Source organism: Sphingomonas sp. AP4-R1, assembly GCF_013113735.1.
Classification (GTDB): Bacteria; Pseudomonadota; Alphaproteobacteria; order Sphingomonadales; family Sphingomonadaceae; genus Sphingomonas_I.
In genome coordinates, this window is record NZ_CP053346.1 from 5,223,377 (window position 1) to 5,237,090 (window position 13,714).

The 13,714-nt window shown below is 69.1% G+C and carries 11 protein-coding genes; 4 read left to right on the forward strand and 7 right to left on the reverse strand.

The genetic code is table 11. The features are described from left to right. Window positions 1-30 precede the first annotated feature (30 nt). Entirely contained in the window at window positions 31-1,068 is a 1,038-nt protein-coding gene (locus HL653_RS23675) for an HlyD family secretion protein (protein ID WP_253718194.1), read from the forward strand. Continuing rightward, a complete protein-coding gene (locus HL653_RS23680) occupies window positions 1,065-2,447 on the forward strand; it encodes an efflux transporter outer membrane subunit (RefSeq protein WP_171746664.1) in 1,383 nt (460 codons plus the stop codon). Before HL653_RS23675 ends, HL653_RS23680 begins: the two co-directional genes overlap by 4 nt. A 99-nt stretch (window positions 2,448-2,546) precedes the next feature. Here the strand turns inward: HL653_RS23680 and HL653_RS23685 are convergent, their stop codons facing one another. The 4 genes from HL653_RS23685 to HL653_RS23700 are packed head-to-tail and all read right to left on the reverse strand — an operon-like array spanning window position 2,547 to window position 7,732. Next, entirely contained in the window at window positions 2,547-4,892 is a 2,346-nt protein-coding gene (locus tag HL653_RS23685; protein ID WP_171746665.1) for a TonB-dependent receptor, read from the reverse strand. Further along, a complete protein-coding gene (locus HL653_RS23690) occupies window positions 4,879-5,844 on the reverse strand; it encodes a FecR domain-containing protein (RefSeq protein WP_171746666.1) in 966 nt (321 codons plus the stop codon). The genes HL653_RS23685 and HL653_RS23690 overlap by 14 nt, the downstream gene beginning before the upstream one ends. After that, entirely contained in the window at window positions 5,841-6,389 is a 549-nt protein-coding gene (locus HL653_RS23695) for an RNA polymerase sigma factor (RefSeq protein ID WP_171746667.1), read from the reverse strand. The genes HL653_RS23690 and HL653_RS23695 overlap by 4 nt, the downstream gene beginning before the upstream one ends. Further along, complete coding sequence (locus HL653_RS23700; RefSeq protein WP_253717379.1) at window positions 6,386-7,732, reverse strand: lipopolysaccharide biosynthesis protein; 1,347 nt, start codon at window positions 7,730-7,732, stop codon at window positions 6,386-6,388. The genes HL653_RS23695 and HL653_RS23700 overlap by 4 nt, the downstream gene beginning before the upstream one ends. Window positions 7,733-7,843: 111 nt before the next feature. Here HL653_RS23700 and HL653_RS23705 point away from each other — a divergent pair, with 111 nt between their 5' ends. Next, window positions 7,844-9,058 carry a hypothetical protein gene (locus HL653_RS23705; protein WP_253717381.1) on the forward strand — a complete coding sequence of 405 codons (1,215 nt, stop codon included), beginning with the start codon at window positions 7,844-7,846 and terminating at the stop codon, window positions 9,056-9,058. A 94-nt stretch (window positions 9,059-9,152) separates the two neighbouring features. Then, window positions 9,153-10,067 (forward strand): formyl transferase, encoded by a 915-nt coding sequence (locus HL653_RS23710; RefSeq protein ID WP_171746668.1) that lies wholly within the window; start codon window positions 9,153-9,155, stop codon window positions 10,065-10,067. Between the two features lie 329 nt (window positions 10,068-10,396). Here HL653_RS23710 and HL653_RS23715 read toward each other — a convergent pair whose 3' ends face one another. Genes HL653_RS23715 through HL653_RS23725 form a run of 3 tightly spaced genes read right to left on the reverse strand, consistent with a single transcriptional unit; the run spans window position 10,397 to window position 13,681 of the window. After that, window positions 10,397-11,470, reverse strand: a complete 1,074-nt coding sequence (locus tag HL653_RS23715) for a glycosyltransferase (protein ID WP_171746669.1) — start codon at window positions 11,468-11,470, stop codon at window positions 10,397-10,399. Beyond that, window positions 11,467-12,567, reverse strand: coding sequence for a glycosyltransferase (locus tag HL653_RS23720; protein ID WP_171746670.1), 1,101 nt, complete (start codon window positions 12,565-12,567; stop codon window positions 11,467-11,469). The genes HL653_RS23715 and HL653_RS23720 overlap by 4 nt, the downstream gene beginning before the upstream one ends. Before the next feature lie 52 nt (window positions 12,568-12,619). Beyond that, window positions 12,620-13,681 (reverse strand): sphingomyelin phosphodiesterase, encoded by a 1,062-nt coding sequence (locus HL653_RS23725; protein WP_171746671.1) that lies wholly within the window; start codon window positions 13,679-13,681, stop codon window positions 12,620-12,622. Window positions 13,682-13,714: the final 33 nt, after the last annotated feature.

Genomic DNA, 13,714 nt, shown 5'->3' on the forward strand with positions numbered 1-13,714 from the left:
CCGCCGCCGGTCGCACCCACGACGCCCTCCATGTGGCGGCCGGCCAGGCATGGCCCGCTGGTGGTGGCGATCGTGATCGCGATCGCGCTGGCCGCGATCATCGCGATCCTCTCCGTGTGGCGCCTGCTGCCCTTCCAGGGAAACAGCGTGACCACCGAGAATGCCTATGTGCGCGGGCGGCCGACCGTGATCGCGCCGCAGGTGAGCGGCTATGTGTGGGACGTGCGGGTGCGCGATTATCAGGCCGTGCCGCCGGGGGCCGTATTGGTGCGGATCGACGACCGCATCTATCGCGCACGGGTGGCGCAGGCGCGCGCCAACGTCGCCTCGGCCGAGGCGCAGCTCGCCAATTATCGCCAGTCGCGCGCGTCGCGCGAAGCGAGCCTCGTCAGCCAGACGGCCGGCGTCGCCAGCGCCGACGCGCAACTGCTGCGCGCGCGGGCGGACATGGCGCGGGCACGCGACCTCGCCAGCGACGGCTCCATCTCGATCCGCGAACGCGACCAGACGCTGGCGGCGCTCGCACAGGCCGAGGCGCAGGTGCGGCAGGCCAACGCCTCGGGCGAGATCGCGCGGCAGGACATCCGCACCGTCGACGTCAATCGCGACAGTCTGGTGGCGCAGGTGATGGCGGCCAAGGCGCAATTGCGACTGGCCGAGATCGACCTTTCGAACACCATGATCCGCGCGCCCGAGGGCGGCCAATTGGGCGAGATAGGCGTGCGGCTGGGCCAATATGTGACGAACGGCACGCAGCTGATGACGTTGGTGCCGCCCGATCACTGGGTGATCGCCAATTTCAAGGAAGTGCAGACGCGCGGTATAGCCGAGGGACAAGCCGCGCGCGTGTGGGTGGATGCGCTGGGCGGGGCCGCGCTGACGGGTCATGTCCAGCACATCTCGCCCGCCGCCGGATCCGAATTCGCGGTGTTGAAACCCGACAATGCGACGGGCAATTTCGTGAAGGTGCCGCAGCGCATCGGCGTCCGCATCCTGATCGATCGGGATCAGCCGCTCGCGGCGAAACTGCGGCCGGGCATGTCGGTCGAGGCGCGCGTCGAGCGATGAGGGCGGTTCCCGCTTTGGTGATCGCGTGCCTGCTAGCGGGATGCGCCGGGCCGCGCCCTGCCCCGCCGCAGGCGGCCGCCGTCGTGCCGCCGGGTGGCTGGCGCGATACCGCCGCGAGCGATCGGCCGATCGATGCGCAGTGGTGGACCGGCTATGACGATCCCGCGCTGACCGCGATCGTGCAACGCGCGCTGGATCGCAATCTCGACCTCGCCATCGCCGTCTCGCGCGTGGAGGAGGCGCGCGCCCAGTTCGCGCTGGCGCGGGGCGCGCAGCTTCCGGCGCTTTCGGCCAGCGCCGCGGGCGGGCCGCAGCGCGCGCCCAACGCCTTCGGCATCGATACGAACCAGACGGCCGGGCAGGCGCAACTCTCTGTATCGTTCGATACCGATCTGTTCGGCCGGCTCCGCAGCGCCAGCGCCGCCGCGCGCGCCTCGCTGCTGGCGACACGGGCGGCGCGCGACACGGTGCGCCTCGCCATCGCCTCGTCCGCAGCCAGCGGCTACCTGACCCTCGTGGCGCTGGATGCGCGGCTGCAGGTGCTGCGCGATACGCTGGCGGCGCGCGACATTTCGCTGAAACTCGCGCGCAGGCGTGCCGATGCCGGCTATTCGCCCCGGCTGGACCTCGCGCAGGCGGAGGCGGATTATCACGCGACCGAGCAGCTCATTCCCATCGCCTTGCTCGCGATCCGGCGGCAGGAAGACGGGCTGAACCTGCTGCTGGGCGACGCGCCTTCGCCGATCGCGCGCGGACGTCCGTTCGTCGATCTGGCCATCCCGACGCCGGGGCCGTCGCTCCCTGCGGCCCTGCTGCGCCGCCGCCCCGATATCGTCTCGGCCGAGGACCAGCTGGTCGCCGCCGATCACCAGCTCGATTCCGCGCGCGCGGCGTTCATGCCCACCTTCCAGCTGAGCGCGGCCGGGGGCGTCGCCGCCTCCACCTTGCTGCCCGATCCGATCAGCATTTTCTCGATCGGCGGATCCATCCTCGCCCCCTTGTTTCAGGGCGGGCGGCTGCAGGCGCAGGCGGATACGGCGGCGGCGCGGCGCGATCAGGCGGCCTTCGGCTATCGCCGCGCGGCACTCACCGCCTTTCGCGAGGTGGAGGATGCGATGGCGGATCAGCAGCGCTATCAGGAGCAGCAGACGGCGCTCGCCGCGCAACGCACCGCGCTGGCCGAGCAATTGCGCCTCGCCACCAATCGCTACCGCGCAGGCTATTCGCCCTATCTGGAGCAACTGGATGCGCAGCGCGGGCTGCTCTCCGCCGATCTGGCGCTGGTGCAGGCGCGGCTCGATCGGCTGACGGCGTCGGTGCGGCTGTATCAGGCGCTCGGTGGCGGCTGGGAGGCGAGCGCGGACACGACGGCGCGCTAGGCTACATCCCGTACTCCTGCGAAAGCAGGAGTCCAGGGTTGCAAGCGCTGCGTTCGGAGCCCTGGCCTCCAGCGTTTGCCGGAGTACCGGAATACGCTCTCAATATTCCCAGGATACCGCCAGCCGCAGGTTGCGCGGGCGCAGCGGCGTATATTGATCGCCCTTCGCCACGCCGAAGGGATTGCCCAGTGCAAAGCGATCGCCCTTCGTGTTCGTGACATTGTCCAGCGTGAGATCCACCCTGAACGCATCGTGCCGCCAGCTCGCGGCGGCGGTGCCCATCGCATAGCCGCCCTGCCGGATGTTCAGCAAAGCGACCGGATCGAGATAGGATTTGCCCACGTAGCGCGCATGCACGCTCCAGCGCAGCGAGTCCCGGCCCAGCGGCATATCGTAATCGGCGCCGCCGGTCATCGCGAAGCGGGGCGTATCGGGCAGACGCGTCGCGCGGAAGCCCGGCGGCACATCGGGATGATCGAAGCCGCGATTGTCGGCGAACAGCGCGCCGCTCTGGATGTGGAGGCGCCGCACCGGGACCCAATCCAGATTGGCCTCCACGCCCATGATCCGGCCATTGCCGACGTTGGAGGTGAAAGGGAAACCGCGCGTATTGACCAGATCGGCCTGGATGTGGCGCCAGTTCGCACGCGAAAAGGCGATCGACCCGGAGAGGCCGCGCTCGCCCACCCGCTCCAGCCGCAGGCCCGTCTCGATCACGCTGATCGTATCCGGATCGAAATTGGCGACCCGGCCGATCCCCGCCGCCACGCTGAGGCCGCCGGTGCGATAGGCCTGCTCGTAGCGGCCATACCAGGCGAGGTGGCGCGTCAGCAGCCAGGAATAGCCGATCGTCGGATCCAGCCGCGTCTGGCTGCGCCCGCGCACGAACGCGCCCACGCCGCGCGTGGTGGAGGGGTCGCTGTCCGTGCGCGCATGCGAGAGGCGCGCGCCCGCCGTCACCGCGAAGCTTTTGCTCAGCGGCAGCGTGAACTCGCCGAACAGCGCCTGGGATTCGGTGCGGTTGGTGACGCCGACGATGCTGCGCTCCGCCATCGGCGAGCCGAATTCGCGCGAGATGACGTCGCGATCGTGGAGCAGGCTGCCGCCCAGCACCCAGCCGCCGATGCCGACCCGACGCGTGAGGCGCACCTCCTGCGTCACCTGCTCGTTGCGATTGTGCGTGTCGTAGGCGAGCGGCAGGGAGGGGACCGCCGTGGCATCGAAGCGATCGTCGGCATCGGCGCGCACGAGGCCCGTGGCGGAGACGAGGGTGACGCCATTGTCCCATTCCTTCGTGACGACGAGGCGCCCGAGATAGAAATCATCCTCGAACGGCTGCGCCAGATAGGATCGGCGGACGATCCCCGGCAGATCGCGCAGGCCATATTGGGAATCGCGCGTCCTGATCGACTGGGCGACGCCGCTCGCGTCGATCGTCCAATGATCGCCGGGCGTGATCCGCACGGCGGCGCGGCCGCCGCTCGTGCTTGTCCTGTTGATGTTGCGGAGGCCGCGCAGCGTATCGTCGACATAGCCGCCCTCGTCCGCATGATAGCCGACCAGCCGGAGGCCGACGAGGCCCTGCGCCACCGGCAGGTTCAGCATCGCGCCGCCCTCGCCGCCGAGATTTCCTCCCTGCGTCGCAACCGCGCTGGCGCTGAGTGCCGCGCCGATCCGGTTCGGGTCGGCGGCGCGGGGCACGATCCGGATCACGCCGCCGATCGCGCCTGCCCCGTACAGCGTGCCCTGCGGCCCTTCCAGCACCTCGACCCGCTCGACATCATAGAGGACGAGGTTCGGATCGGGCCCGTTATTGGCGAGCTGCACGTCGCCGAAATAGATGCCGGTGGTGGATTCGCTGGAGCCCAGGAAGCTGCTGTCGGCGATGCCGCGGATGAAGACCTTGTCGCGCCCGGCGCCCAAAGCGGTCGACTGGAGCGCGGGCGTGCGCGTGATCTGCTGGGCGAGCGATTGCTGCCCGTCGCCACGAAACCCGTTCTCGCCCTTGTCGAGGATCGCGACGCTGCCGGGATAGCGCAGCAGCGGGCTGCCATATTTGTTGGCCCGGATCACGATCTCGCGCTGATCACCGGGGGCCGCCGGCACGGGGGCCGCCGCCACGTGCTCGGGCACGGGCCGCGCGGGGCGCGGCACCAGCCGGAAGCCGACGCCGGGCACCGCCACCGCCCGCCACGCCGTGCCATCCAGAAGCTTGTCCAGCGCGCGCGCCGGCGGCATGCGGCCGCGCACGCCCCGGCTCTGCGCGCGCGCGATACCGGCACCGGCCGCCCCGACATCGACGCCGCTCTGCGCCGCGAACATGTCCAGCGCGCTATCCAGCGATGCGGGCGGGATCGCGAAACGCGGATCGGCCGCCATCGCGGCCGTCGGCGCCAGCCAGATCAGGGAAAAGGAAGCGAGCCGTCCGAAATCAGTGCGGCGCATCCGTCACCGACGTCAGAATCCATCGGCCTGTATCCTGATGGGCCCGCGTGCCGGTGAGGGCGGCGATGCGCGCCGCATCCTTCGCATCGTCACCCACGAGCCGGATCGTTCCGGTGAACGGCGTGTCCGCCAATGTATCCGATACGGAGAGCGGCGTGCCCGTCGTCCGCCCCACGGCGGCCGCGATCTGGCGCAGCGGCGTTTCCCGGAACGTCAGGCGATTGTCGCGCCAGCCGCCCACGCTTTCCGGAGCGATATGCCGGATCACCAGGCGATCGTCCCGATCGCTGGATACCAGTGACATCCCCTGCCGCACCATCACCGCCTCCCGGTCCGGACGGAACATCACCGCTCCCTCCGCAACCTGCACGCCCAGCCTTCCGCCATCCCGCGTCACGTCGAAGACGGTGCCGATGTCGCGCAACACCACATTACCAGAAACCAGTTCGAAAGGCGCGCTTTCATTATGCTTGATGTTGAACGTGGCCTGCCCACGCACCAGCGTGGCGGAACGGCCGGAATCCGCCACCGCCAGCTCCGTGCCGCCGTTCAGCTCGACATGCGATCCGTCGGCGAGCGTGAGACTGCGATGCTCGCCGGGGGCCGTCACGATCACGCGCCGGCCCGTTTCGTCCTGCGTGGACGGCATCATCACCACCGCCGCGACCGACGCCGCCAGCGCGCCGCCGCCGGCCAGCAGCCAGCCGCTTCGCTTCTGCCAGCGTGCGCTGCGCTCCGCCACGCGGGTTACGGACGCGCGCCCCTCATGCCCGACATCCAGCGTATGTGCGACCAAAGCATCGTCCGTGACGATCCGGTCATAGGCGGCGGCATGCTGCGAATCCGCCTCCAGCCACGACGTGAACCGCATCCAATCATCCTCGGATGCCGCCGTCAGGCGCAGGTGCCAGGCAATCGCCTGATCCACGATGGCTTCGCTCGACGGTGTCACGTCCGGTCCTCCTTCGAAAAGAGACGTGGCGGAGCGCGCCGACCCGCATCATTTTCTCGCCCGGCGTCGTGAATGCGGCGATAGGCATTCTGTAGCAGCTTTTCGACGAGACTGAGAGAGACCCCCATTTCGGCCGCGATCACCTTTTGCGGCTTGCCTTCCAGGCGGAACATGCGGAAGGCGCGCGCCTCCCGCTCGGGCATCGCGGCGATGGCGGCCTGCACGTGGGCGAGGCGCTCGCGCGCGATCATCACATCCGTCGTATCGGGCAATTCCGACGCCGCCGGCTGCGTTTCCACCCACTCCGCCTCGCGCACCGCGCGCCACGCGGCGCTGCGGCGGCGATCGATCGCGAGATTGTTGGCCATGCGGAAGAGATAGGCGGCCGGCTCGGAAATCGGCCCCAGCGGCGTGCCGTTCAGCTTCAGCCACAGCTCCTGCAGAATATCCTCCGCCTCCTCCGCGCTGCCGAGCCGCGCGACCAGCAACCGGGCGAGCTTGGACCGCTCCTGCAGATAGACGGCGAGGATGCCCGATTCGCTCATGCGCGCACCCGCGCCTCCCGCGCGAACAGGCCCGCCACGAGCAGAAACGCCATGAGGTTCTGCGCCAGCACATGCCACCCCGCGCCATCGATCCCCTGCCAGTGGAGCAGCAAAGGCAGCAGCGGATAAAGCGCGAGATTGATCGCGAGCGCGACCGCGACGGACAGGCCCGGCCGGCCCAGCGCGGTGAGCGCGGCGGCGGCGGGCGCGGTGCCCAGCGCCAGCGCACGGCCGCAGCCGACCAGAATCACCAGCATGCCCGCTGCCCGGAAACTGTGGCCGCCCAGCGCCTGCATCAGCACCTCGCCATAACCGCCGAGCGCGAGCACGATCACGCCGCCGATCCCCAGCGCCAGAAACGTGCTCGACCAGACCGTGCTCCACATCCTGCTGAGGTCGCGCATCGCGGCCTGTTCGGCAAGGATCGCGAAACTCGCCTGCGACAGAAGCACGGCCGGCTGCTGAAGAATGTTCGTCGCGCGCTGCGCCAGCGCATAGAGGCCCGCGCCCGCCGGCCCGAGGAACCAGCCCACGGTGAGCGGCGCGAGATTGGGAGCCAGCTCGCGCAAGGTGATGTCGAAATTGGTGAGCAGGATGAAGCGGCCGAAGCCGTCGCGCTGCTCCGTCACACCGCGCCACGCGCCGAAGACCGGCTCGCCCGCCAGCAACTTGCGCCACGCCGGCAGCGCCAGCAGCCACATCGCCACGCCCTCCGCCACCGAAGAGATCAGCCACACGGACAGATAGCCGACGAGGCCGCCGCCCGACAGCCACACGATCAGCACGCCCGCCATCCGGACGATCGGCGACACCGTCTGATGCAGGCCGATCAGATCGAAGCGGTCGGCCAGCTGCAGCACGCCCTGCGGCGTTGCGCGCACCGTGGCCATCACCGCCAGCGCATAGGGCACGGCGAACCGCTCCGCCTCCACCGACCAGCCCAGATGCGGCCCGACCAGCGGCGCGCCGATCGCGGCGATCAGGATCGCCGCCGCGCCGCAGCTCAGCTCGATCACGCCCATGAAGCGGATCAGGCGCGCGAGGCCCGCCGTGTCCCCGTCCGCGATCGAAAGTGCGCCGTAGCGCACCACACCGTGAAAGCCGGAGAAGGCGACGAGGCTGCCGACCGTGACCGCATAAGCGTTGACGAGCATGAGCAGGCCATAATCGCGCGCGCCCAGTTGGTGCGCGACGATGACGAGATAGACGAGGCTCAGCAGCCCCGCCGCCGCCTTGCCGCTCAGCAGGCGAAAAATGTTGGCGAGCAGGCGTCGCAGGGCCCCCGGGACGGGAGCCAGAGCCGTCTCGGGCGCAGAATCGGGTATTTGGGCGTCCGGCGGCATCACGCGCCCCCTCTAGAGTTTGATGCGGGATCGTGGAAGCGGCAGCGCCGGCTCGCGCCGGCGAGTGAAAATAATCGTGCGGGATGACGCCGCCCGCCCCGTCTACCGGTCATGAAGATCGGCTTCCTGTTCAATCACGACCAGATCCATCAGGTCGCGCATTCGCTGCCCATCGCGGTCGCGCTCCGCCGCGATTATCCCGATGCGGAGATCGTCACCGCCGTCACCAACGCCCGGCTCGCCTCCGAGGTGACGCGTCTGTCGCTGATGCTCGGCATGCGGATGAAGATCGTGCGCCTCGGCCTCACGCGCCGCAGCTCGCGCCTCGCCAAGTGCCTGCTGGAGGCGGTGGTGCCCGTGTCGAAGCTGGCCATCTATCGCGACAATCTGGATTTCTTCCGCTCGCTGGACGCTCTGGTGGTGGCGGAGAAGACCTCGCTGCTGCTGAAGACGCGGTACAAGCTGGATCATCTGAAGATCATCCACACCCGGCACGGCGCGGGCGATCGCGCGATCGGCTTCAACAAGGCGAGCGCGGGCTTCGATCATGTTCTCGTCTCCGGCGCGAAGATCGCGGACCGGCTGGCGCGCGATGCGGGCGTGGCACCGGAGCGTATGAGCGTGGTGGGCTATCCGAAGTTCGATCTGCTGGCGGGCCATGCGCCGCGCAGTCCCTTCGCCGATCCGACCAAGCCGACCGTGCTCTACAATCCGCACCCGTCGCCGCACCTCTCCTCATGGTTCAAGCACGGCCGGCAGGTGCTGGAGCATTTCCTGCAGGACGACCGCTACAACCTGATCTTCGCGCCGCACGTGATGCTGTTCCACCGGCCGTTCGTCGTCTCGATCGACAAGCTCCGCATCGATCGCCCCGGCCTGATCGAGGATCGCTTCCTCGATGCGCCCAACATCCACATCGATCTCGGCAGCCGCGCCTCGACCGACATGAGCTACACGCGGATGGCGGATCTCTATCTGGGCGACGTGAGCAGCCAGATCTACGAATTCCTGCACACGCAGCGGCCCTGCCTGTTCCTGAACAGCCACGATGTCGCGCATCGCGGCGATCCCAATTACGCCCACTGGCAGGCGGGCGAAGTGCTGGGCGATCCCGTCGGGCTGGGCGAAGCGCTGGACCGCGCCTTCGCCACGCATCACGCCTATCTGCCGGTGCAGCGCACCCTGTTCGAGCGCAGCTTCGAGCTGACGGCAGAGCCCTCGTCGCAGCGGGCGGCGCGCGCGATCATGAGCGTGCTGGGCGTGCAGACCGCACCCACTCCGCTCACGCGCCCGGCCGCCGAACCGGCGGCATCCTTCGCCGCCTGAGGCCGTAACCGCCCGGGACACCACCCCTTTTCCGAGGATTGTCACGCCGCGCCCGATCTGGAAGGGCGCGACGGTCATAGCTGGATTCGATTCAATGCCTCTGCGGAAAGACATTTGGCGCCCGGCCATCATCGAGGCGCCGCTGGCCGAGATCGTCGCGCGCGGCTCCGTCGAGGGGTTCGCCCGGCACTGGCTGCCGCCTTTGGGCTCGTTCCAGTTCCTCGCCGATCCGTTCGGCTTCTGGCGAAACGAGCGCCTCCACGTGTTCGTCGAGGCCTATGATTATCGCCATCGCCTCGGCACGATCGAGGTGTGCATCTACGACAGCAGCTTTCGCCTGCTCGATCGCCGCCCGGTGCTGATCGAGCCGTGGCACCTCTCCTACCCCTTCGTGTTCGAGGCGGAGGGGGACATCTGGATGCTGCCGGAAGGGCATAAATCGGGCAGGCTGACGCTCTATCGCGCCAAGGCCTTTCCGTTCGAGTGGGAAGCCGCGACGGTGATCGCGCTGGACGGGCTGGCGGTGGATGCCACGCCCTTCTTCCACGAAGACCGGTGGTGGCTGTTCTACGCGGCCGCCGATCGCGAGACGGACAAGATGGCCGCGCTGCATGTCGCGCATGCGGAGCGGCTGGCCGGCCCGTGGCACGCGCACCCCGCCAATCCCGTCCGCGTCGACCGGAGCGGCGGGCGTCCCGGCGGCACGCCCGTGGTGGTGGACGGCGCGATCGTCCTGCCAGTGCAGGATTGCGGCGAAACCTATGGCGGCGCGATTCGCCCGCTGACCATCACGACGCTGACGCCGGACCGCTTCGAGGCGACGCTGGGCGACCGGATCGAGGCGCCAGCCGACGCCGCGCCCTTCACCGAAGGCCTGCACACGCTGGCGGGCGCGGGCGACATCACGTTGATCGACGTGAAGCAGACCGTGCTGTCGCTCCACGGCCTCGCCATCCAGGCGGGCGAACGCATCCGGCGCGAGATCCGCAAGCGCCGGGCGCGGGGATAGAAAAGGACGGGATTCCATCCATCCCGGCCGTTCCCGTATCGCAGGCCAGGCGGCGAAAGCGGACAGGCTGCAATCGCCCCTTTGCGGACATAGCGATCGAGCGATAAATGCTAAGGTAATGCGCGGCCTCGACACATATCCGGCTTGGGTTAGTGGTGTTTTCGGCCTGGCCTTCCTAGGCGCTGCAGTGGCAGCAAATGTCTATCATCATGGGGTATTTGGCTTCGTCCTTGGGCTTTGCGGGGTCGGCCTCCTTATCCCGAAACGAAAGGGTCCGCCGCGCAATTAGGCCGATGGCGGATTACCACCCCTAGCGGCCATTCCTTGATCTATCCGCGCAGGCGATCCAGGATCGCCTTGCCCGCCGCCTCGAAGCGATCGGGGCCGAAGCGATCCAGCATCTTCGTGCGGGCGGCGGCGCCCATCGGGGCCAGTTCCTCGGGCTGGGACAGGAGATCGGCCAGCGCGGCGGCCAGCGCATCGGGATCACCGGGCGGCGCCAGACGCCCCACCGAGGGATCGATCGCGCGCGGCAGTTCGCCCACCGCCGACGCCACCACCGGGAGCCCCGCCGTCAGCGCCTCATGCGCGGCGACGCACAGCCCCTCCGATCGCGACGGCTGCACATAGAGATGCAGGCCCGCGAGGAAGGCGGCGGGATCGACATAGCCGGCGAGGCGCACCCGCTCCCCCAGCCCGGCCGCCGCGATCGCCGCCTCCAGCGCGGGACGCTCGGCACCGTCGCCACCGATCGCCAGCTCCCAATCGGCGAGGTCCGGCGGCAGGCGGCGCAGCGTCTCGATCAGCACATCATAGCCCTTCACCGGATGCAGCCGACCGAGACTGCCGATCCGTACCCGCTGGCACGGCTGCCAGATCGCCCCGGTCGGTGCCCGCGGATTGGCGCGGAAGATCGGCCAGGTCATCAGCCGATCGGCCCCGATGCCGAGCCGATCGGCCGTCATCCGCGTGATCGTCTCCGAATCCCCGAGCCACAGGCGCGAGAGGCGATTGGTCGCGCGCAGCAGGCGCAGATTGGCGGGCTTGAGGAAGGCGGCATGCTGCCAGCTCACCACCGTCCGCCGCCGCCGGAGCCCGATCAGTTGGCCGAGCAACGTGGCGCGGGTGAGCGATGTCCAGATCACGTCCGGGCGCCATGCGCGCATCTGCGCATCCAACCAGCGCAAAGCGGCGACATGATCCTTCTCGCCGCCGTCGCGCACGATGACGGGGAAGCCCGCCGCCTCCATCGGCGCGATGGCGCGGCCATCGCGGCGGGTCAGCGCGAAGATGGCGACCTCCGCGCCGTTCTTCCGCAGCACATCCGCTATGGAAGGCACGGGCAAAGCGGCACCGCCGCCCTCCACCGAATTGATGACGTAAGCGATGCGGAGGGATCTCATCCGCGGCGTTGTAGCCGCAGCGCCTCGAAGAAATCGAGATAGGCCAGCGCCACTTCGCCCAGACGGTGCGGCGTCACCGCTTCCGCCAGCGGCTGGGGCACCGGCGGGGGCGAGGCCAGCATCTCGTACATCGCGCCCGCCATCTCGGCCGCATCGCCCACGGGCACGACTTCGCCGAACGTCCTGCTGCCGAGCAGCGCATCGGTGGCGGGCGTGCAATCGGTGGCGATCACGGGGCGGCCGGCGGCGAGCGCCTCGATCAGCACGGCCGGATAGCCCTCATAATCGGAGGACAGGACGAACAGCCGCCCGCGATCCAGCCACGGGCGGATATCCGGCTGATAGCCGGGCAGATCGACGCGATCGGCGATGCCGAGCGACCTGGCCAGACCGCGCAGGCGCTCCTCGTCCGGCCCCGCGCCCACGATCGTCAGCTGCAACGTCGGATCGGGCAAAAGCGAGAAGGCCTCGATCAGCGTGCCGAAGCCCTTTTCGGGCACCAGTCGGCCGGCCGCCACGATCATCATGCCGCCCGCATCGATCGGCGGGGCGACATCGTCGTCCAGCGCGGGCGTGGCGATCGTGCGGACCACCGGCCCTTCGCCCACGATCGCGCGCGCCTGATCGGCGGCGACATCGGAGAGGGCGACGAGCCCGTCCGCATCCCGCAGCAGCCGACGCATGCGGAGATCGTAGAAGAATTCCTTCACGGGGCCGCGCTGCTGCTTGCGCAGCGCGGCGCTGATCTGCGCGGCGATCACCGGGCGCTGGTCGATCGGCAGGCGCGACAGGCGATGCGCGACCGGCCAGTGATAATTGCCGGGCACGAAGACGGCATCGACCCGCTCCCGCGCGATCGCCTTTTCCGCCGCCGCCGCCAGCCGCTGCATCGATCCCTTGCCGCGCGGGATGGGCGGATCGAGCGGCACCACGCGCGCCTGCGGCCCGATCAGCTTGCGCATCGGCCCGTCGTCGACGCCACAATAGAAAGTGACGGCGACGCCGATGCTCGCCCATGCACGGCCGAGCCGCGCGGCGATCCGCTCGGTGCCGCCCAGCGAGAAATCGTGCAGGACGATGCCGACGGACGAGATCATCGCCGCGCCGGCGCCGTCATAGAAACGGACGTCATGACAGGATCGGCGGCCGTCAGCGCGAGGCGACGACGAGCGGCGCGGTCTGCCGGCTCGTCACCAGATACGAGGCGACATAGCCGACATGATCGGACAGCATCGCGCCCTTCGCGTCATGCCCGAACAGGCCCGACACCGCCGTCACCTGCAAGGCGGCCCGCTGGCCCGGCGAATAGAATTGCCAATCGCGTGCCCGACGGAAGCTGTAGCGCAGATCGACGAGATTGCTCTTGTTGCAGGCCGGATCCGGCAGGCAGCGTGCCATCGCCACGTCCAGCGGCGCGCTCTGCCGCCACAGAGCCGTGTTGCGGATCAGATAGGAGCGGCGATCGATCTGGCGGCCGACGTTGAGATCGCCCGCCAGCACGAACGGGATATTGTCCGGCACCACCTTGCGGACGAAATCGCCCAGCGCATCCACCTGCCGCTGATAGGCATACAGCGATCGCGCGGCCGGCGCGTGGGAGGACATGCGCGAATTGAGATGCGTCGCGACCACCGCGACCGGCTCGGGCAGGCCCGGCACGCGGATCGTCACGGCCAGCACGCCCTTGTTCGCCAGGCAATCGAAGCCCGCGCAGGCATAAGCCGGATAGGCCATGCGCCGCACCGCGAGGATCGGATAATCGGAGGCGATGCGCAGGCCGCTATCGGCCCATTTGCCCGAACGCTCGCCCCGGAACAGGCTGGCGGCATCCGCGAAGCGCCGGTCGGCCGTGCTGGTCGCCTGCGCGCCCTGCAGCGTGGAAGCGGGACCGTTCACGGCATAGCGATAGCCGGCCTGCGCCGTGATCGCCTTGGCATCCGCCGAAAAGGCCTCCTGCAGCACCACCACGTGCGGCTGCCGTCCTTCGGCGCGCAGCGTGGCGAGGGTGGCGCCGATCTGGCGCAATTTGTCGGCGCGGCCGATCCGCACCGGAAAAGGAAGCCCCTCGACATTGTAGGTCATGACGGAAAGCTGGCTGGGCGCGATCGACGCATTCGCCGGCGCTGCGGATCCCGCCAGACAGGCCAGACCCAGGAAAGACCCCACGAAACCCTTCATCGAACCGAACGCGCGCATTGCCTTCACTGCCATTCCCATCGCCTCCCGGTGCCAAGAGACGAGGCC